This window comes from Streptomyces sp. NBC_00523 (genome assembly GCF_036346615.1).
Classification (GTDB): Bacteria; Actinomycetota; Actinomycetes; order Streptomycetales; family Streptomycetaceae; genus Streptomyces.
The window spans coordinates 926,845-945,847 of record NZ_CP107836.1; the positions used below are offsets into that span (position 1 = coordinate 926,845).

Annotated in this window: 14 protein-coding genes and 2 pseudogenes; 13 read left to right on the forward strand and 3 right to left on the reverse strand. The window is 70.9% G+C overall.

Translation table 11 applies throughout. The annotated features are described in order from the left end of the window. The first annotated feature begins 76 nt into the window (after nt 1-76). Entirely contained in the window at nt 77-727 is a 651-nt protein-coding gene (locus OHS17_RS04190) for a TetR family transcriptional regulator (protein ID WP_073865167.1), read from the forward strand. Nucleotides 728-743: 16 nt separating this feature from the next. Here the strand turns inward: OHS17_RS04190 and def are convergent, their stop codons facing one another. Then, nucleotides 744-1,289: a peptide deformylase gene (gene def / locus OHS17_RS04195; protein ID WP_330311109.1), complete on the reverse strand. Its 546-nt coding sequence runs from the start codon at nt 1,287-1,289 to the stop codon at nt 744-746. Between the two features lie 113 nt (nt 1,290-1,402). On the opposite strand from def, the gene OHS17_RS04200 reads away from it, so the two are divergent. Then, entirely contained in the window at nt 1,403-2,080 is a 678-nt protein-coding gene (locus OHS17_RS04200) for a 2-phosphosulfolactate phosphatase (RefSeq protein ID WP_330311110.1), read from the forward strand. Nucleotides 2,081-2,240: 160 nt separating this feature from the next. After that, a complete protein-coding gene (locus OHS17_RS04205; RefSeq protein ID WP_330311111.1) occupies nt 2,241-3,434 on the forward strand; it encodes a right-handed parallel beta-helix repeat-containing protein in 1,194 nt (397 codons plus the stop codon). A 49-nt stretch (nt 3,435-3,483) separates the two neighbouring features. Here the strand turns inward: OHS17_RS04205 and OHS17_RS04210 are convergent, their stop codons facing one another. Then, nucleotides 3,484-4,650 carry an alanine--tRNA ligase-related protein gene (locus tag OHS17_RS04210; RefSeq protein ID WP_330311112.1) on the reverse strand — a complete coding sequence of 389 codons (1,167 nt, stop codon included), beginning with the start codon at nt 4,648-4,650 and terminating at the stop codon, nt 3,484-3,486. A gap of 388 nt (nt 4,651-5,038) precedes the next feature. On the opposite strand from OHS17_RS04210, the gene OHS17_RS04215 reads away from it, so the two are divergent. From OHS17_RS04215 to OHS17_RS04235, 5 genes are all read left to right on the forward strand, one after another. Then, a complete protein-coding gene (locus OHS17_RS04215) occupies nt 5,039-6,277 on the forward strand; it encodes a Mur ligase family protein (RefSeq protein ID WP_018105235.1) in 1,239 nt (412 codons plus the stop codon). A gap of 34 nt (nt 6,278-6,311) precedes the next feature. Continuing rightward, complete coding sequence (locus tag OHS17_RS04220) at nt 6,312-7,040, forward strand: type 1 glutamine amidotransferase (protein WP_018105234.1); 729 nt, start codon at nt 6,312-6,314, stop codon at nt 7,038-7,040. A gap of 167 nt (nt 7,041-7,207) precedes the next feature. Beyond that, nucleotides 7,208-8,233 (forward strand): 6-phosphofructokinase, encoded by a 1,026-nt coding sequence (locus tag OHS17_RS04225; RefSeq protein ID WP_330311113.1) that lies wholly within the window; start codon nt 7,208-7,210, stop codon nt 8,231-8,233. Between the two features lie 118 nt (nt 8,234-8,351). Next, nucleotides 8,352-9,302 (forward strand): cytochrome c oxidase assembly protein, encoded by a 951-nt coding sequence (locus OHS17_RS04230; protein ID WP_018105232.1) that lies wholly within the window; start codon nt 8,352-8,354, stop codon nt 9,300-9,302. 66 nt (nt 9,303-9,368) lie between these two features. Then, entirely contained in the window at nt 9,369-9,527 is a 159-nt protein-coding gene (locus tag OHS17_RS04235; protein ID WP_198957105.1) for a hypothetical protein, read from the forward strand. Here OHS17_RS04235 and OHS17_RS04240 read toward each other — a convergent pair. Continuing rightward, a complete protein-coding gene (locus OHS17_RS04240) occupies nt 9,511-9,990 on the reverse strand; it encodes a diadenosine tetraphosphate hydrolase (RefSeq protein ID WP_330311114.1) in 480 nt (159 codons plus the stop codon). The two genes, OHS17_RS04235 and OHS17_RS04240, sit on opposite strands and share 17 nt — an antisense overlap. Before the next feature lie 799 nt (nt 9,991-10,789). Here OHS17_RS04240 and OHS17_RS04245 point away from each other — a divergent pair. The 5 genes and pseudogenes from OHS17_RS04245 to OHS17_RS04265 all read left to right on the forward strand — a co-directional run bounded on the left by OHS17_RS04245 (nt 10,790) and on the right by OHS17_RS04265 (nt 18,843). After that, nucleotides 10,790-12,337: an endo-1,4-beta-xylanase gene (locus OHS17_RS04245; protein ID WP_330311115.1), complete on the forward strand. Its 1,548-nt coding sequence runs from the start codon at nt 10,790-10,792 to the stop codon at nt 12,335-12,337. 193 nt (nt 12,338-12,530) lie between these two features. Next, a complete protein-coding gene (locus OHS17_RS04250) occupies nt 12,531-15,290 on the forward strand; it encodes a glycoside hydrolase family 48 protein (protein WP_330315151.1) in 2,760 nt (919 codons plus the stop codon). A gap of 62 nt (nt 15,291-15,352) precedes the next feature. Further along, nucleotides 15,353-16,045, forward strand: a pseudogene (locus tag OHS17_RS04255) (GH12 family glycosyl hydrolase domain-containing protein); the annotation flags it as partial. A 63-nt stretch (nt 16,046-16,108) separates the two neighbouring features. Then, nucleotides 16,109-16,573, forward strand: a pseudogene (locus OHS17_RS04260) (cellulose binding domain-containing protein); the annotation flags it as partial. A 140-nt stretch (nt 16,574-16,713) separates the two neighbouring features. Further along, nucleotides 16,714-18,843, forward strand: coding sequence for a glycoside hydrolase family 6 protein (locus OHS17_RS04265; RefSeq protein WP_330311116.1), 2,130 nt, complete (start codon nt 16,714-16,716; stop codon nt 18,841-18,843). Nucleotides 18,844-19,003 lie beyond the last annotated feature (160 nt).

Consider the following 19,003-nt stretch of genomic DNA (forward strand, 5'->3'; position numbering starts at 1 on the left):
ATCCGCACCCCGCCGGACAGGGTGTTACGTTGCGCAGGCACGACGGACAGGCACGGTCAGGGGTGGGAGAGACGACATGGAGACCACACGACAGGCCGAGCGCCAGCGGACCACGGCCGAGCGCCGCCGCCGAGAGCTGCTCGACGCCGCCGACCGCGTGGTGCTCAGGGACGGCCCCGGCGCCTCGATGAACGCCATCGCGGCGGAGGCGGGCATCACGAAGCCGATCCTCTACCGGCATTTCGGCGACAAGGGCGGGCTCTACCGGGCCCTCGCCAAGCGGCACACCGACGCACTGCTGAGCGCCCTGCGCGCCGCGCTCGACGCCCCGGCGGAGCGGCGCGCCCGGGTCGAGTCGACGCTCGACACCTACCTCGCGGCGATCGAGGCCCGCCCGCAGGTGTACCGCTTCCTGATGCACCCGTCCGACGACGCGACCCCCTCCCCCGAGCAGGGCTTCGACGTGGGCCGGCACTCCGCACCGCTGCTGCGTCGCCTGGGCGAGGAGCTGGCCATGGTGATCGCGGAGCGGGTGGACCTCGGCCCGGACAGCGAGGCGATGGCCCGGATCTGGGGCCACGGCATCGTCGGCATGATGCACGCGGCCGGTGACTGGTGGCTGGGCGAACGCCCTTGCTCGCGCGAGCAGTTGGTCCGCAGCCTCGCCGACCTCCTCTGGGGCAGGCTGGCCGAGGCGGGCGACCGCGCGGACGGGCCCGGCTTCTGACAGCCCGTCGACCGGCTCAGCCGGTACGCGCCCACGACGCCCGGCGCGCCGCGCGCAGCACCCGCGCCCGGCGCAGCCCGGTCAGCCGGTCGGTGTAGACCCGGCCCTCCAGGTGGTCGCACTCGTGCTGGAGGCAGCGGGCGAAGAACCCGGTGCCGTCGATCCGGACCGGCTCGCCGGTCATCGTGACGCCCTCGACCACCGCGTGGTCGAAGCGCGGGGTGCCGGCCTCGAGACCGGGGAGCGAGAGGCATCCCTCGGAGCCGCGCACCGTGATCCCGTCCGCCTCCACGAGGACCGGGTTCACCACGTGACCGAGGTGTCGCACGTCCTCGTCGTCGGGGCAGTCGAAGACGAACACCTGTGACGGCACACCGATCTGGTTCGCGGCGAGCCCGACGCCCCGCGCCTCGTACATCGTGGCGAACATGTCCTCGACCAGCCGGGCGAGCAACGGGCCGAACTCCGTGACCGGTTCGCACGGCGCGTGCAGGACGGGGTCGCCGAGCAGGCTCATGGTGCGGACGATGCCGGAGCTGCCGGGGATCGGGCGGTTGCGCATGGCGGTCATCGTACGTTCCACGGGGTGGCGCCGCGGACGCCGGACAGCCTGCGTCAACGCCCTTGCCCCGGTCACCCGGGCGGACGCGGCGGGCCGTGGGCGATCATGGGCGGATGGACACCCGATTCCTCGGTATCGCCGAGCTGGCCGCGACCCCGTCCGTCGCGGTCGTCGTCGACGTCATGCGCGCCTGCACCGTGTCGGCCTGGGCCTTCGCCCGGGGCGCGGAGAAGATCGTGCTCGCCGGCTCACTGGACGAGGCACTGGCGCTCAAGGGCCGCCACCCGGACTGGGTGGCACTCAAGGACGGGGCGCCCGCGCCCGGGTTCGACGCCGTCAACTCTCCGGGCCGGCTGCGCTCGCGGGACATGGGCGGCCGGACCGTGGTGCAGAAGACCACGGCGGGGACGGTCGGCGCCCTCGCGGTGAAGGACGCGTCGCTGGTGCTGTGCGCCGGCTTCGTGGTGGCGGAGGCGACGGCGCGGCTGCTGCGGGAACGCGGTGGCGACGACGTCACCTTCGTGGTCACCGGTGAGGACGGGCGCGCCGACGAGGATCTGGCGTGCGCCCAGTACATCGCCCGCCGGGCGGCCGGAGAGGCGACCGACGCCGCGCCGTTTCTGCGCAGGGGCGGCGATTCCCGCGCCGCAGCCGAGCTCACGCAGGGGGTGCGCGCGGGGGCCCATCCCGATGATGTGGCGCTCTGCCTCGAACTCGACCGGTTCCCCTTCGCCATGGTGGCCACGCAGGAGGACTCCCTCATGGTGCTGCGCCCGCACACCTTCGCGTAGAGACGCGCGGAGTTCACCTCTGCGGCGTTCACATATCCGATCACAGAACACATGCATGACCATTGACGTGCCCATGGCGTCACTCTACGGTCGACGGAAAGCGCTTGCACCATGCCGGGCGGGAGTCCGTCCGGTTCACTCCCCCCACCTGGAGTCGAAGATGCAGCTCAAGCCTGTTCTCGCATGTGCCGGCCTGCTCGCCGGTTCGCTCGCCGTCCTGGGTACGACCGCGCAGGCCGCCCCGGGCCAGGAAAACGCTTCCCTCGCGGCCGCCGCGCTGTACGTGGCGCCGGACGGAAGCGCGGACGCCGCCGGGACCGAGTCGGCCCCCACCACGCTCGCCTCGGCGATCAGCCGGGTGAACGCCGGCGGCACGATCTACCTGCGCGGCGGCACGTACCGCTACGGGCAGACGGTCACCATCCCGCCGGGCAACGACGGCACATCGGGCGCCCGCACCACCATGGCCGCCTACCCGGGCGAGCAACCGGTACTGAACTTCTCGGAGATGAGCGAGGATCCCGCCAACCGGGGGCTCGCGGTGAACGGCGACTACTGGCACATCGACGGCCTCACGGTCGAGCACGCCGGTGACAACGGCATCTTCGTCGGCGGCAGCGACAACGTCATCGAGCACGTCGTGACCCGCTTCAACCACGACTCGGGGCTCCAGATCTCCCGGATCTCCTCCGACACCCCCGACGACGAGTGGCCCGCGAACAACCTCGTCCTGAGCTCCGAGTCCCACGACAACGCGGACTCCGACGGCGAGGACGCGGACGGGTTCGCCGCCAAGCTCACCGCGGGCCCGGGCAACGTCTTCCGCTACACCGTCTCGCACAACAACATTGATGACGGCTGGGACCTCTACACCAAGACGGAGACCGGCCCCATCGGCCCGGTGACCATCGAGGACTCCCTCAGCTACGACAACGGCACCCTCTCCGACGGGACCGTGAACGAGGACGGCGACCGCAACGGCTTCAAGCTGGGCGGCGACGGGATCGAGGTCGATCACATCGTGCGACGCAACATCGCCTACAACAACGGCCACCACGGCTTCACGTACAACAGCAACCCCGGCTCGATGACCGTGTCCGACAACGTGGGCATCGACAACGAGGAGCGCAACTTCTCCTTCGACAAGGGCACTTCGGTGTTCCGGGACAACACCTCCTGCCGCAGCGGTGACGGCTCCAACGACAAGACCGTCGGCGACGCGGACGGCTCCAACCAGTTCTGGACCGGCTCCAACGGCTCCCGGTGCTCCGCGTACGACGGGGCCATGGACTGGTCGTTCGCCTCCGACGGCCGCCTGGTCGTCTCCTTCGGCGGGACCGTGGTCACTCCGTAAGCGCGGGCGGCGGTGCCGGGGGCGGGCGGCCCCCGGCACCGCCGCCGTCTCACTCCTCCCGCAGGCTCGTCACCAGGTCGCGCGGCAGCCCGTGGGTGTCGTGGAGGTAGTGCAGGTCCTCCTCCGTCAGCGTCCCCCGGAACCGGGGCCGGGCCAGCACCTGCCGGCCGCGTTCCAGGAGCCGGACGAACCGGCGCTCCTCGTCGGCCAGCACCCGCAGCACCTCGCCGGGGTCCACGTCCTGCCGGAAGTGGTCCAGGGTGTGCCGGACCAGCTCGGGCGGCAGATCGCCGAGCGTGCGCGAGGGGTCGCCCTGCCGGAGCACGGTCAGGGCGCGTCGCAGCAGGCGGCGCAGCACGTAACCGCGCCCGGTGGCGGCCGGGCGGACCCCGTCGCCGATGACGACGACGGCGGAGCGGAGGTGGTCGCAGACCAGCCGCAGCGAGGGCTCGTCCAGCGGCCAGAGGGCCGGTACGAGCCGGCGCCAGGGATCGAAGACGTCGCACTCGAACACCGAGGGTTTGCCCTGGAGCAGCGAGGCCAGCCGCTCCAGACCGAGCCCGGTGTCGACATTGCGCTGCGGGAGCGGCACCAGCGAACCGTCGTCCAGCCTGCGGTGGCTCATCGTGACGTGGTTCCACACCTCCACCCAGCGGTCGTCCCCGGTGGGCGTGGACACGGGCGGCCCCTCACCGCTCCACAGGAAGATCTCCGAGTCGGGGCCGCACGGCCCGGTCGGCCCATTGGACCACCAGTTGTCCTCGACGGTCGGCTCCACCGGCACCCCGAGCTCCTGCCACGTCCGCAGCGAGGCGGTGTCGCGCTCGGTGTGCTCGTCCCCGGCGTACACCGTGGCGTGCAGCCGGCCGGGGTCGATGCCCAGGCCCTCGGTGAGCAGCCCGTATCCCCACTCCAGGCTGCGCGGGCCCTCGTAGTCGCCCAGCGACCAGCTGCCGAGCATCTCGAAGACGGTCAGGTGGGTGGCGTCGCCGACCTCGTCCAGATCGGTCGTGCGCAGGCAGCGCTGCCGGTTGACCAGCCGGCTGCCCAGCGGATGCGGGCGGCCCTCCAGGTACGGGGTGAGGGGATGCATCCCGGATGTGGTGAAGAGCACCGGGTCGCCGGGCGGCGGCAGCAGGGTCGAGCCGGTGATGCGGCGGTGGCCGCGCTCCTCGAAGTACTCCAGGAAGGTACGGGCGAGCTGTTCGGTGTCCATGGGGACGGCTCCTTCGCGGGTGGCGGGGAGGCGCCGGAGAACGGACGGTTCGGTCACCCGGCCGGGGAGGAATCACCACGGCAACCACCGACGGACCGTTTCCGGTCGCCGGGGGAAGGGAAAGTCAGACGGCGGCAACCGGCGAGCTGGTCGCTCGCGCGGTCGCGGTGGTGGTGATGCCGTTGACGTCCATACGCCGACGGTAACGCGCCCCCGGCCGCCCGTGCACCCGGATTCCGTCGCCGGCGGGCTCACGGAGAACGCGACGGCCCGCTCACGCGTCCTCCATTCCACGGGAAGTACACGTGCCGGACGGTGCCGCCGTGCGGTCACCGTGCCGGACATCGATAGGCTGGGCGGCGGACCGATGCAAGGAGGATCTAGGACGATGGCAGGCAACACGGAGCCGTTGTCGCCGCGGGCCAAGCTGGCCGTGACGGCGGGCAAGGCCGCTGCGGCGGTGTCGCGGGCGGCCGGGCGGGGCAGCGGATCGGTGATCGGCGGCCGGGTGGCGCTCAAACTCGACCCCGACCTGCTCGGGCGGCTGGCGCAGCATCTGGACGTGATCCTCGTCTCGGCGACGAACGGCAAGACGACCACCACACGGCTGATCGCCGAGGCGCTGCGCGCCGCGGGCCCGGTCGTCTCGAACGCGCTCGGCGCCAACATGCCCGCGGGCATCACGTCGGCGCTGGCCGGCGGGTCCGACGCGCAGTACGGCGTGATCGAGGTCGACGAGAAGTACCTCGCCGGGGTGGCCCGCGACACGACGCCCAAGGTGATCGCGCTCCTCAACCTCTCGCGCGACCAGCTGGACCGGGCCGCGGAGACGCGGATGCTGGCCGAGAAGTGGCGCGAGGGTCTCTCCGGCTCCAAGGCCGTGATCGTCGCCAACGCCGACGACCCGCTGATCGTCTGGGCGGCCTCCTCCTCCCCCAACGTGGTCTGGGTCGCGGCCGGGCAGGCGTGGAAGGACGACGCCTGGTCCTGCCCGTCCTGCGGCGGGGTCATGCAGCGCCCCGGCGACGACTGGTTCTGCGGCGAGTGCGGTTTCCGGCGGCCGCCGCCGAGCTGGGTGCTGCACGGCGACTACGTGCTCGACCCGCACGGTTCGGCGTGGCCGATCCACCTCCAGCTCCCCGGCCGCGCCAACAAGGCCAACGCCACGAGCTCGGCGGCCGTCGCCGCCGTCTTCGGGGTGCCGCCGCAGGTGGCGCTGGAGCGCATGTACCAGGTGCAGGCCGTCGCCGGCCGGTACGACGTGGTGAACTTCCTCGGCCGTGAGCTGCGGCTCCTGCTGGCGAAGAACCCGGCGGGCTGGCTGGAGACGTTCTCGCTGATCGATCCGCCGCCGACCCCGGTGATCCTCTCCGTGAACGCGCGCGGCGCGGACGGCACGGACACCTCGTGGCTGTGGGACGTCGACTACACCCAGCTCGCGGGCCACCCGATCTTCGTGCTCGGCGACCGCAAGCTGGACCTCGCGGTCCGCCTCGAAGTGGCCGGACTCGACTTCCGGGTCTGCGAGAACCTGGACGAGGCCGTGCAGCAGGCTCCGCCCGGACGCATCGAGGTCATCGCCAACTACACCGCCTTCCAGGACCTGCGCCGCCGTGTCGGCAACTGACCCCGGCCCCGGGCCCCTCCGGAGAGGACGAAGCATGAGCAACAACAGCCTGCGGCTGGTGTGGGTGTACCCGGACCTGCTGAGCACCTACGGCGACCAGGGCAACGCCCTCGTGGTCGAGCGCCGGGCCCGCCAGCGCGGACTGGACGTGGCGCGCGTCGACGTGCGCAGCGACCAGCCGGTGCCCACGTCGGGCGACATCTATCTGATCGGCGGCGGCGAGGACCGGCCGCAGCGCCTCGCGGCGGAGCGGCTGCGCCGCGACGGGGGGCTCAGCCGGGCCGCGTCCAACGGCGCGATCATCTTCTCGGTCTGCGCCGGGTACCAGATCCTCGGCCACGAGTTCATCAACGACCTCGGTGAGCGCGAGCAGGGCCTCGGCCTGCTGGACGTGGTGTCGACGCGCGGCGAGGGCGCGCGGTGCGTCGGCGACGTGCTGGCGGACATCGACCCGCAGCTGGGCCTTCCGCCGCTGACCGGGTTCGAGAACCACCAGGGCGTCACGCATCTCGGGCCGACGGCACGGCCGTTCGCCCGGGTGCGGTTCGGCCGGGGCAACGGCACGGGGGACGGCACCGAGGGCGCGTACAACGACACCGTCTTCGGCACGTACATGCACGGTCCGGTGATGGCGCGGAACCCCATGATCGCGGACCTGCTGCTGAAGCTGGCCCTCGATGTGAACGCGCTCCCGCCGACCGACGACCGGTGGTACGAGGCGCTGCGCGCGGAGCGCATCGCGGCTGCCACACAGCCCGCCTGACCAGGCAGTTCACTGGTTGTCCGATGAGTGGCGCAGGGCTCGGATGAGCGGCGTCCAGCAGGCGGACGCCCGGTTCGGTCCCGCCACCCTGCGCCGGTAGGGTGGCGGGGATCCAACCGGACGACGTGGTCCGGTCGTCGGCCCACGTTGCAAAGGTTTCCCGGGCAATGCGAATTGGTGTGCTCACCTCCGGCGGCGACTGCCCCGGCCTCAATGCCGTCATCCGGTCCGTCGTCCACCGCGCTGTGGTCGACCACGGCGACGAGGTCATCGGCTTCCACGACGGGTGGCGGGGCCTCCTGGAGTGCGACTACCGCAAGCTCGACCTGGACGCCGTGGGCGGCATCCTCGCCCGGGGCGGCACGATCCTCGGCTCCTCCCGGGTCCAGCCGGCGCATCTGCGCGGGGGCGTCGAGACGGCCCGCGGCCACGTGAAGGACCTGGGGCTCGACGCGATCATCCCGATCGGCGGCGAGGGCACCCTCAAGGCGGCGAACCTGCTCTCCGAGGCGGGGCTCCCGATCGTCGGTGTGCCGAAGACCATCGACAACGACATCGCGTCGACCGACGTCACCTTCGGCTTCGACACCGCCGTCGGCGTCGCCACCGAGGCGCTGGACCGGCTGAAGACCACCGCCGAGTCGCACCAGCGCGTCATGATCGTCGAGGTCATGGGCCGCCACACCGGCTGGATCGCCCTGCACTCCGGCATGGCGGCCGGCGCGCACGCCATCGTCGTCCCGGAGCGCCCGTTCGACATCGACGAGCTGACCGAGGTCGTGGGCCGGCGCTTCTCGGCCGGCAAGAAGTTCGCGATCGTCGTCGTCGCGGAGGGCGCGAAGCCGCGCGAGGGCTCCATGGACTTCCAGGCGGGGGCCAAGGACGTCTACGGCCACGAGCGCTTCACGGGCGTGGCGACGCAGCTCTCAGTCGAGCTGGAGCAGCGCCTCGGCAAGGAGGCCCGCCCGGTGATCCTGGGCCACGTCCAGCGCGGCGGCACGCCGACCGCGTACGACCGCGTCCTCGCGACCCGGTTCGGCTGGCACGCGGTGGAGGCGGCGCACCGGGGCGAGTTCGGCATGATGACGGCGCTGCGCGGCACGGACATCACGCTGGTGCCCCTCGCGCACGCGGTGGAGACCCTGAAGACGGTTCCGGCCGCCCGGTACGCCGAGGCGGAGTGCGTGCTCTGAGCGACACCCCGACACGAGACCGCCCCCGGCCGCATCCTCGGCCGGGGGCGGTTCTAGTCTGGTCGGGACAACCAGCACGAAACAGGGACGTCCCGGCGTTCCCGTCGGGAGTGAACAGATGGATCACAGCGGGCACGGCATGAACATGGACCTGCCGCCGTTCACGCTGGGACGCGGGCTCCATTTCTCCGCGGACCCGTTCTTCCTGATCGGCTGCGTCCTGGCGGTGCTGCTGTACGGGTACGGCGTGCTGCGGCTGCGGCGGCGCGGGGACGAGTGGCCGGTGGGGCGCACGGTCGTGTTCGTGATCGGTGTGCTGACGATCGCGCTCGTGATGTGCACCCGGCTCAACGACTACGGCATGGTCATGTTCAGCGTGCACATGGTGCAGCACATGGTGATCAGCATGCTGTCGCCGATCCTGCTGCTGCTCGGCGCGCCGGTGACGCTCGCGCTGCGCGCGCTGCCGGTCGCGCCGCGTGGCACGAAGGGGCCGCGCGAGCTGTTGCTGATGCTCCTGCACAGCCGGTACATGAAGATCGTCACGCATCCGGCGTTCACGATCCCGCTGTTCATCGCCAGCCTGTACGGCCTGTACTTCACGCCGCTCTTCGACTACTTGATGGGCTCCACGGCCGGGCACCTGGCGATGATGGTGCACTTCCTGGCGGTCGGCCTGTTCTTCTTCTGGCCGATCATGGGCGTCGATCCGGGGCCGCACCGCCCCGGCTATGTGATGCGGATGCTGGAGCTGTTCGCCGGGATGCCGTTCCACGCGTTCTTCGGGATCGCCCTCATGATGGCCTCCACGCCGATGGTGGAGGTGTACAAGAACCCGTCGCCCTCGCTCGGCATCGACGCGCTGTCCGACCAGAGCGCGGCGGGCGGCATCGCGTGGGCGTTCAGCGAGATCCCCTCGGTGGTGGTCCTGGTGGCCCTGGTGTTCCAGTGGTACCGCTCGGAACAGCGGACGGCGAAGCGCTCGGACCGGGCCGCGGACCGCGACGGGGACCAGGAGCTCCAGGCGTACAACGCGTATCTCGCCTCGTTGCAGGCGCGCGGACAGTAGCGGCGGACCCTCCTTTCGGGTGACGATGGCCTTAACGGCCGCGCGGCCGACGAGGAGGGTGCGCGCATGTCCGGATCCACGAAGACGATGGGAATGCTCACCGCCGGCACCCTGGTGGCGGTGACCGCCTACACGGTGGCCCTGGGAAGCAACGGCTGGCTCTGGTTCGGCTGGGTGATCCTGGGCCTGATCACGATCGGGATGGCGGCTACGCGGGAGACGTGAGGCGGTCCAGCTCCTCGCCGATCGCCTCGCGCAGACCGGCGTGGTGCGGGCCGAGCGCGTGGCCCTCGTCGCTCCACCGCTCGGGCGGGTACAGCCACACGGGCCTGCCCACGAGTTCGGGCGGCTCCCAGTCGTAGCGGGGCCACACGTGCGCGTGCAGGAACGGGTCGGTGTTCCCGAGGATCTCCAGGTTGACGCGCCGGAAGCCGGGGTCCAGCCGCCGGCAGGCGCGTTCCACGGCCTCGCCGAGGGCGTCCATACCGCCCAGGAAGGCCTGCCGCCGGGCGCGGGAGAGCTCCGACAACCGCTGCACGGCAGGGTCGTCCACCAGCAGCACCGAGTACCCCGGCAGGAACTGAACGTCCCCGATCACCGCGAACCCCGCCTCCATTCTTCGGAGCACCGTGGGATTCGCGCCCCGGAGCGCGGTGCCGATCCGGTCGTGCCGCCAGTCGTCCGTCATGGGCGACGACTGTACCGGCGGCCGTGGCCGCACCCTGCTCAGGGCACTCGTGGGGTGGTGGAGCGCTCCCATAAGGGGTTCCGGGCTCTGCGGGCGGGCGGTTCCGGCGGGGTTACGCGAAGGTGAACCGGTGCATACGGTGACCGGCCGCAACCGGTTCCGGTCGGGGTGCAGAGTCGGGCCTGCGCCACCATGGGCACCCTGCCGTTGCGGCGTACACCTACCGGCCCGGCGGCAGCGTTGCGAACGGCGCAAACGCTCCGGGCGGCGGTCGCCGCTGCCGCGCCTCTGGTCACTCCCCGTCGGTTTCGACGCACGGGTCGCTGTCGTCGCGAGGCCGGTACGCACCTCCCGCAGGCGCCGCTGCCCTGGTGGTTCTCCGTCGGCCGACGCACCGTGGAGCCCGTCACCGCACAGGGCGAACACCTCACCCCGAGTGACCACCGCGGGGAGGCATCCCACCGCACCCACGGCCCCGCGCGTGCGATTGCGAACGTCTCCGCCGGCGCGGCGAGGCGTCTCCCCGGGCCCGGGCACCGGCGGTTACCCGGTCGTCAACTCCGCTGCGCGAGCGCTCCGTTCGAGGTGTGGCCGCGTTCACACGACCGTAAGCCAGTTGCGCTTTAACTCTTGACAGGTGCCTGTCGCCACGCCACCTTGGGAGCGCTCCCACAATCAAGACTTGCACACTCCACCCCCTCCCCTTCTCCCCCAACGCCGGTGAGCCGCAAGGGAGTTACGGGGCGCAGCCGCGCCCCCCGTGACGTTCCGCGCTACCCGGCAGAGGAAGGCGTTTGTCATGAGCTTGGTGAAGCGTTGTAGGCCCCGCCGCTCCCCGGGGCTCCCGGCCCTCGTGGTCGGCGCACTCGCCCTGGCCACCGGCCTGGCGGCGGGCGGGCCGGCGTCGGCCGCGTCGCAGGACACACTGCACGACCTCGCCGCGGCCCAGGGCAGGTACTTCGGCTCCGCCACCGACAACCCCGAGCTCCCCGACGCGGCCTACGCTGCGGAACTGGGCTCCGAGTTCGGGCAGATCACCCCCGGCAACTCCATGAAGTGGGACACCACCGAGCCCACCCGCGGCCAGTACAACTTCGCCAAGGGCGATGTGATCACCGACTTCGCCCAGGAGCACGGCCAGACCGTGCGCGGCCACACCCTGGTCTGGCACAGCCAGCTGCCCGGCTGGGTGGGCTCATTGCCCTCCGCCGAGGTGGAGACGGCCATGACCGACCACATCACCGCGGAGGCCACCCACTACCGCGGCGAGGTGGCCGCCTGGGACGTGGTGAACGAGCCGTTCAACGAGGACGGGACCTTCCGGACCAGCCCGTTCTACGACGCGATGGGCAAGGATTACATCGCCAAGGCCCTGCGCGCGGCGCACGCCGCCGACCCGGACGCCAAGCTCTACATCAACGACTACAACGTCGAGGGCAAGGGCGCGAAGAGCGACGCGATGTACGACCTGGTGAGCGACCTGCTCTCCGAGGGCGTGCCGCTCGACGGGGTCGGGATGCAGGCGCACCTGGCCATCCAGTACGGCTTCCCGTACCAGATGCAGGCGAACATGCAGCGGTTCGCCGATCTGGGCCTGGACGTCGCCGTCACCGAGCTTGACGTGCGCATGCAACTACCGGCGGACGCCGCCAAGCTCGCCACCCAGTCCTCGTACTACGCGCAGGTGGTCGACGCCTGCCTCACCGTCGAGCGCTGCGTCGGCATCACGGTCTGGGACTACACGGACAAGTACTCCTGGGTCCCGAGCACCTTCCCGGGCGAGGGCGCGGCCAACCTGTACGACGACAACCTGGCCCCCAAGCCCGCCTACGCCGCCGTCCGCACCGCCCTGGGCGACGAGGACGGCGGGGACGACGGGGGTGACGGCGGTACGCCCGGCACGCTCAAGGTCCAGTACCGCGCCAACGACACCTCGGCCGGCGACAACCAGATCAAGCCCGGTCTCCAACTCGTGAACACCGGCAGCGCCCCGGTCAGCCTCCCCGCGGTGACCGTCCGCTACTGGTTCTCCGGCGACAACGGAGCGACCACGTACGGCAGTTGGTGCGACTGGTCCCCGATCGGCTGCTCCACCATCACACACCGGGTGGTGGCCGCGAGCACCCCGAAGGCCGGCGCCGACCACTACCTCGAAGTCGGCTTCGCGAGCGGCACCCTCGCCCCGGGCGCGTCGACCGGCGAGATGCAGCTGCGCCTCAGCAAGACGGACTGGTCGAACTTCGACGAGTCGGACGACTACAGCCACGGCACCGGCGCCTCGTACGCGGACGCCTCGAAGGTCACCGTCTACGTCGGCGGCGAACTCGTCTGGGGCATCGAGCCCTGATCCCGGGGCCTCCGCTCAGGCCCCCGCTCCCCTCGCGTACACCCACACGCGACCCCACCCGTACACCCTCCCGCACTTCCGCCGCACCCCGTCCCCACCGCTTCCCCTCCTCCCCTCCCCCTCGACGACACCCGCCACTGGAGGATTTGTGTCGATATCACGTAGAACGTTCAGCAGCGCCCTCGGCGGCAGCATGCTGGCCGTCGGTCTGGCCCAGGGCACCGCGATCGCCCGGCCGGCCTCGGCGCAGGCCGGCAACGGAGCCCGCGCGGCCGCCGCCGGCGACGACCCGTACACGCAGGCGTTCCTCACCCAGTACGGCAAGCTCAAGGACGCCGCGAACGGCTACTTCAGCCCCGACGGTCTCCCGTACCACTCGGTCGAGACCCTGATGGTCGAGGCGCCGGACCACGGTCACCAGACGACGTCGGAGGCCGTCAGCTTCTGGATGTGGCTGGAGGCGGCGTACGGCAGGGTGACCGGTGACTGGGCGCCGTTCAACGCGGCCTGGGCGGTGGCGGAGAAGACGATCATCCCGCAGCACGCCGACCAGCCGACCAGTGACTCGTACAACCCTTCCGCACCCGCGACCTTCGCGGCCGAGCACCCGCTGCCCAGCGGCTACCCCTCCGCGATGAACGGCTCCGTGCCGGTGGGCACCGACCCGCTGTCGGCCGAACTCGCCTCGTCCTACGGGACGATGGACGTCTACGGCATGCACTGGCTGATGGACCTGGACAACGTATACGGCTACGGCAACAAGCCGGGCACCGGCGGCGAGTCCGGGCCGGGGGCCGGGGCCTCCTTCATCAACACCTACCAGCGCGGCGCGCAGGAGTCGGTGTGGGAGACGGTGCCGCAGCCGACCACCGATCTTTTCGAGTACGGAGGCCCCAACGGGTATCTCGACCTTTTCGTCGGGGACTCCAGCTACGCCAAGCAGTGGAAGTACACCAACGCGCCGGACGCCGACGCCCGCGCGGTGCAGGCGGCCTACTGGGCGTACCGCTGGGCCTCCGAGCAGGGCAAGGAAGGCCAGGTCGCGGCCTCGGTGGCGAAGGCCGCCAAGATGGGCGACTACCTCCGCTACGCCATGTTCGACAAGTACTTCAAGCGTATCGGCGACTGCACCGATCCCAACTCCTGCCCGGCCGCCTCCGGCAGAGACTCCCAGCACTACCTGCTGTCGTGGTACTACGCCTGGGGCGGGTCCGCGGGCAGCGGCGGTGGCTGGGCCTGGCGCATCGGTGACAGCGCCTCCCACCAGGGCTACCAGAACCCGCTGGCCGCCTGGGCGCTGTCCAACGTGCCCTCGCTCACCCCCAAGTCGGCGACGGCCAGGTCGGACTGGTCCAAGAGCCTGACACGGCAGCTGGAGTTCCTCACCTGGCTCCAGTCCAGCGAGGGCGCCCTCGCGGGCGGCTGCACCAACAGCTGGGAGGGCAGCTACAGCGCGCCCCCGGCCGGCACCCCCACCTTCTACGGGATGGCGTACGACTGGCAGCCGGTGTACCACGACCCGGCGAGCAACAACTGGTTCGGCTTCCAGGCGTGGGGCATGGAGCGCGTCGCCGCCTACTACTACGTGACCGGCAACGCGACCGCCGAGGCCGTCCTGTCGAAGTGGGTCGCCTGGGCGTCGAGCGAGACGACCATCGGCTCCGACGGCAGCTTCCGCTTCCCCTCGACCCTCAACTGGACCGGGGAGCCCGACACCTGGAACGCCGCCTCGCCCGGTGACAACGCCGGTCTGCACGTGTCCGTGGTGGACTACGCCAACGACGTCGGCGTGGGCGCCGCGTACGTCAAGACGCTCACCTACTACGCCGCCAAGTCGGGCGACGAGGACGCGGCGGCGCTCGCCAAGGCCCTGCTGGACGCGATGGCGCTGAACACCACGGACAAGGGCATCTCGGTGCCGGAGACCCGGCTGGACTACAACCGGTTCGACGACGAGGTGTACATCCCGTCCGGCTGGTCGGGCACCATGCCCAACGGCGACCCGGTCCGGCCCGGCTCGACCTTCATCTCCATCCGCAGCTGGTACAAGGACGACCCGGACTGGCCGAAGGTGCAGGCGTACCTGGACGGCGGGGACGCGCCCGTCTTCACGTACCACCGCTTCTGGGCGCAGGCCGCGCTCGCCCTGGCCTTCGCGATCTACGCGGAGCTGCTGGTGGAGGGCGGCGGCGGTGAGCCGGGCGGCGACACCGAGCCGCCGACCGCGCCGGGCGGCCTCACGGTGACCGCGACGACCAAGGACAGCGTCTCGCTCTCCTGGTCCGCGTCCACCGACAACACCGCGGTGACCGGCTACGACGTGTACCGCAACGGTGTGCTGGCGGGCAACGCGACGGGGCGGACGTTCACCGACTCCGGGCTCGCCGCCAACACCGAGTACACCTACGCGGTGGCGGCGCGGGACGCGGGCGGCAACACCTCGGCGCTGTCGGACGCGGTCCTCGCCAAGACGAAGACCGGCGGCTCGACCGGGACCGGCGCGGTGAAGGTGCAGTACAAGAGCACCGACTCCTCCGCGACGGACAACCAGATCCGGATGGGCCTGCAAGTGGTGAACACGGGCAGCGCGCCCGTCGACCTGTCGACGGTGAAGGTCCGGTACTGGTTCACCGCGGACGGCGGCCCGAGCACCTTCGGCACCTACTGCGACTACGCGGCGCTCGGCTCGTCCACCATCACGCACACGGTGGTCGCCGTCTCCAGCCCGAAGACCGGTGCCGACCGCTACCTGGAGGTCGGGTTCACCGGCGGCGCGGGCACGCTGGCCGCGGGCGCCTCCACCGGTGAGATCCAGCTGCGGCTCAACAAGAGCGACTGGTCCAACTTCAACGAGGCGGACGACTACAGCCGGGCCACCAACACCGCGTACGCGGACTCCTCGAAGGTCGGCGCCTATGTCGCCGGCGCCCTCGCCTGGGGGGTCGAGCCGTGACAGGCCGACCGCTGCCGGCGCTGGCCGGGGCGGCCGCCGCCCTGGTCCTGGCCGCGGCGTCGATGCTGACCGGCGCCTCCTCGGCCTCGGCGTCGCCGGTCACCGACTGCACGCCCTGGGGCACCACCGAACTGCGCGGCGGGGAATACCTCTACCAGCAGAACGAGTGGAACTCCGACAGCGAGCAGTGCGTCGGCGTCGACCCGGACACCGGTGCCTGGTCCGTCACCACGTCCTCGTTCAACCTGCCGACGAACGGCGCCCCGGCGACGTACCCCTCCAGTTACAAGGGCTGCCACTGGGGGGCCTGCACGTCGGACAGCGGGCTGCCGCTGCGCGTGGACGAGCTGGGCAGCGTACGCACCGACTGGTCGACCACCCAGGTCGGTTCCGGCGCGTACAACGTCTCGATGGACGTCTGGTTCAACTCGGCGCCGGTCACCGACGACCAGCCGGACGGCACCGAGCTGATGATCTGGATGAACCACCGGGGCGGGGTCCAGCCCATCGGCTCCCGCACTGCGACGGTCCAGCTCGACGGCCGGACCTGGGACGTGTGGACCGGCCCCGGCGCGTCGGGCTGGAAGGTGATCTCGTACGTCCTCCAGGGCGGCGCGACCGAGCTGACCGGCTTCGACGTGAAGAGCCTGATCGACGACGGGGTCGGCCGGGGCCAGATCGATCCGGCGCACTACCTGATCGACGCCGAGGCGGGGTTCGAGATCTGGCAGGGCGGTCAGGGGCTCGGCATGAAGGAGTTCTCCTTCGAGGCGAGCGCCGGTCCGGACGGCGGCGACGACGACGGCGACGGCGATCCGGGCGGGGGCGGCACGACCGGCGCCCTCAAGGCCCAGTACAAGAACAACGACTCCTCCGCGACCGACAACCAGATCCGTCCCGGCCTCCAGCTGGTCAACACGGGCAGCACGGCGGTGGACCTGTCCACGGTGAAGCTGCGCTACTGGTTCACCCCCGAGTCCGGCGCCGCCGGCTTCGGCACCGCGTGCGACTACGCGGTCGTCGGGTGCGGAAACGTGACCCACACGGTGAAGCAGGCCGGTACCGCCGCCGGTGCAAGCCACTACCTGGAGGTCGGCTTCACCGGGGGCAGCCTCGCCCCCGGGGCCTCCACCGGAGAGATCCAGCTCCGGGTCAACAAGTCCGACTGGTCGGCGTTCGACGAGTCCGACGACTACAGCCGGGGCGCCAACACGGCCTTCACCGACACCTCGAAGACCGGGGTGTACGTCAACGGTGCCCTGTCCTCGGGCACCGCCCCCTGACCGGCTGAACCGCCGGTCACCCCACCACTCCCGATGGCGGGTCACACACTCACCCCGCTGAGCCCGCCATCGGGCAGCACCCCCCATGAACCCGTCTGCGGGGAGTTTCCGCAGGCGTACGAGAGGAGCACGGAGCCGCAATGAGTACCAGAGGCACCATCAAGCAAGGTCTGCGCCGGAGGCTGGCCGCAGCCTCCGCCCTGGCCATGGGCGCGGCACTGGCGGTGGCGATCCCCACCACCGCCGACGCGGCGGCGGCCCGGGTCGACAACCCCTACGTGGGCGCCAAGGCATACGTGAACCCGGACTGGTCCGCCCTGGCGGCGGCCGAGCCGGGCGGCGCGGCCATCGCGAACACGCCCGCCTTCGTCTGGATGGACCGCATCGCGGCTATCGAGGGCACGGAAGGCAAGCGGAGCCTGCGCGACCACTTGGACACCGCCCTCGCTCAGGGTGCGGACCTGTTCCAGGTCGTCATCTACGACCTGCCGGGGCGCGACTGTGCGGCGCTGGCCTCCCACGGCGAGCTCGGCGCCACGGAGATCGACCGGTACAAGGACGAATACATCGACCCGATCGCCGACATCCTCGCCGACCCGGCGTACGCGAACCTGCGCATCGTCACGATCATCGAGCCCGACTCGCTGCCCAACATCGTCACCAACGCGGGCGGTACCGCCGGTTCGACCGAAGACTGCGCGACGATGAAGGCGAACGGCAACTACGAGAAGGGCATCGGCTACGCCCTTCACACCCTGGGTGCCATCCCCAACGTCTACAACTACATCGACGCCGCCCACCACGGCTGGCTCGGCTGGGACAGCAACATGGCCCCGGCCGGACTGGAGTTCAAGAAGGCCGCCACCTCCGAGGGCGCCACCGTCAACGATGTTTCCGGATTCATCGTCAACACGGCCAACTACTCGGCTCTCAAGGAGCCGAACTTCAAGATCACCGACTCGGTGAACGGCACCACGGTGCGTCAGTCCAAGTGGATCGACTGGAACTACTACACCGATGAGCTGACGTTCGCCCAGGCGCTGCGCACCCAGCTGGTGGGCCAGGGCTTCAACTCGAACATCGGCATGCTGATCGACACCGCCCGCAACGGCTGGGGCGGCGACGACCGGCCCACCTCGGCGGGCCCGCTGACCAGCGTGGACGACTACGTCAACGGCGGCCGCGTCGACCGGCGCATCCACGCCGGCAACTGGTGCAACCAGAGCGGTGCCGGCATCGGTGAGCGGCCCACCGCCGCCCCCGAGCCCGGGATCGACGCCTATGTGTGGGCGAAGCCCCCGGGGGAGTCGGACGGAAACAGCGAGCCCGAGGAGAACGACGAGGGCAAGGGCTGGGACCGGATGTGCGACCCGACCTATGAGGGCAACGGGCGCAACGGCAACAGCATGACGGGCGCGCTGCCGAACTCCCCGGTCGCGGGTCACTGGTTCTCCGCGCAGTTCCAGGAGCTGGTCCGCAACGCCTACCCGCCGATCGACGGCAGCGGCGAGAACCCCGGCGGTGGCGACGACGACACCCAGGCGCCGACCGCGCCGACGGGTCTGACGTCCTCGGCGAAGACCAGCAGCAGCGTCTCGCTGTCCTGGACCGCGTCGAGCGACAACAAGGCGGTGACCGGCTACGACGTGTACCGGGGCGGCACCAAGGTGGGTTCGACCACCACCACCTCGTACACCGACTCGGGCCTGTCGGCCTCGACCGCCTACAGCTACACCGTGAAGGCGAAGGACGCGGCCGGTAACGTCTCGGCGGCCTCCTCGGCCCTCTCCGTCACCACCTCCGCCGGAGGCGGCACCGGAACGGGCTCGCTGAAGGTCCAGTACAAGAACAACGACAACTCCGCGACCGACAACCAGATCCGGTTCGGTCTCCAGCTGGTGAACACCGGCAGCTCGGCGGTGGACCTGTCCACGGTGAAGCTGCGCTACTGGTTCACCCCCGAGTCCGGCTCCTCCACCTTCGGCACCGCGTGCGACTACGCGGTCCTGGGCTGCGGGAAGCTGAGCCTGGCGGTGAAGTCGGGCGGTTCGGCGGCCGGGGCCAGCCACTACCTGGAGGTCTCCTTCGGCAGCGGAAGCCTCGCGGCCGGCGCCTCCACCGGTGAGATGCAGCTGCGGCTGAACAAGAGCGACTGGTCCAACTTCAACGAGGCGGACGACTACAGCCACGGCACGGGCACCTCGTTCGCCGACGCTTCGAAGGTCGGCGTGTACACGGCCGGTGCGCTCTCCTGGGGCACCGCGCCCTGATCGGTGACCGGATGACCCGGTGACTCCGTCCGGCCCCGCCACCTGTGTGGCGGGGCCGGACTTCTTTGCGCACACGGGGCCGGACATCTTTACGCACAAGTGAGCGACGGGTTTTTGTTATGGTCACCGGCCGGGCCGCATCTCCCAGGTGTGCGTGAAG

What these genes read in the sequence shown, in the direction of transcription:
- OHS17_RS04190 (WP_073865167.1), top strand. Translation starts at nt 77, where the DNA reads ATGGAGACCACACGACAGGCCGAGCGCCAGCGGACCACGGCCGAGCGC.
- def (WP_330311109.1), bottom strand. Translation starts at nt 1,289, where the DNA reads ATGCGCAACCGCCCGATCCCCGGCAGCTCCGGCATCGTCCGCACCATG.
- OHS17_RS04200 (WP_330311110.1), top strand. Translation starts at nt 1,403, where the DNA reads ATGGACACCCGATTCCTCGGTATCGCCGAGCTGGCCGCGACCCCGTCC.
- OHS17_RS04205 (WP_330311111.1), top strand. Translation starts at nt 2,241, where the DNA reads ATGCAGCTCAAGCCTGTTCTCGCATGTGCCGGCCTGCTCGCCGGTTCG.
- OHS17_RS04210 (WP_330311112.1), bottom strand. Translation starts at nt 4,650, where the DNA reads ATGGACACCGAACAGCTCGCCCGTACCTTCCTGGAGTACTTCGAGGAG.
- OHS17_RS04215 (WP_018105235.1), top strand. Translation starts at nt 5,039, where the DNA reads ATGGCAGGCAACACGGAGCCGTTGTCGCCGCGGGCCAAGCTGGCCGTG.
- OHS17_RS04220 (WP_018105234.1), top strand. Translation starts at nt 6,312, where the DNA reads ATGAGCAACAACAGCCTGCGGCTGGTGTGGGTGTACCCGGACCTGCTG.
- OHS17_RS04225 (WP_330311113.1), top strand. Translation starts at nt 7,208, where the DNA reads ATGCGAATTGGTGTGCTCACCTCCGGCGGCGACTGCCCCGGCCTCAAT.
- OHS17_RS04230 (WP_018105232.1), top strand. Translation starts at nt 8,352, where the DNA reads ATGGATCACAGCGGGCACGGCATGAACATGGACCTGCCGCCGTTCACG.
- OHS17_RS04235 (WP_198957105.1), top strand. Translation starts at nt 9,369, where the DNA reads ATGTCCGGATCCACGAAGACGATGGGAATGCTCACCGCCGGCACCCTG.
- OHS17_RS04240 (WP_330311114.1), bottom strand. Translation starts at nt 9,990, where the DNA reads ATGACGGACGACTGGCGGCACGACCGGATCGGCACCGCGCTCCGGGGC.
- OHS17_RS04245 (WP_330311115.1), top strand. Translation starts at nt 10,790, where the DNA reads ATGAGCTTGGTGAAGCGTTGTAGGCCCCGCCGCTCCCCGGGGCTCCCG.
- OHS17_RS04250 (WP_330315151.1), top strand. Translation starts at nt 12,531, where the DNA reads ATGCTGGCCGTCGGTCTGGCCCAGGGCACCGCGATCGCCCGGCCGGCC.
- OHS17_RS04265 (WP_330311116.1), top strand. Translation starts at nt 16,714, where the DNA reads ATGAGTACCAGAGGCACCATCAAGCAAGGTCTGCGCCGGAGGCTGGCC.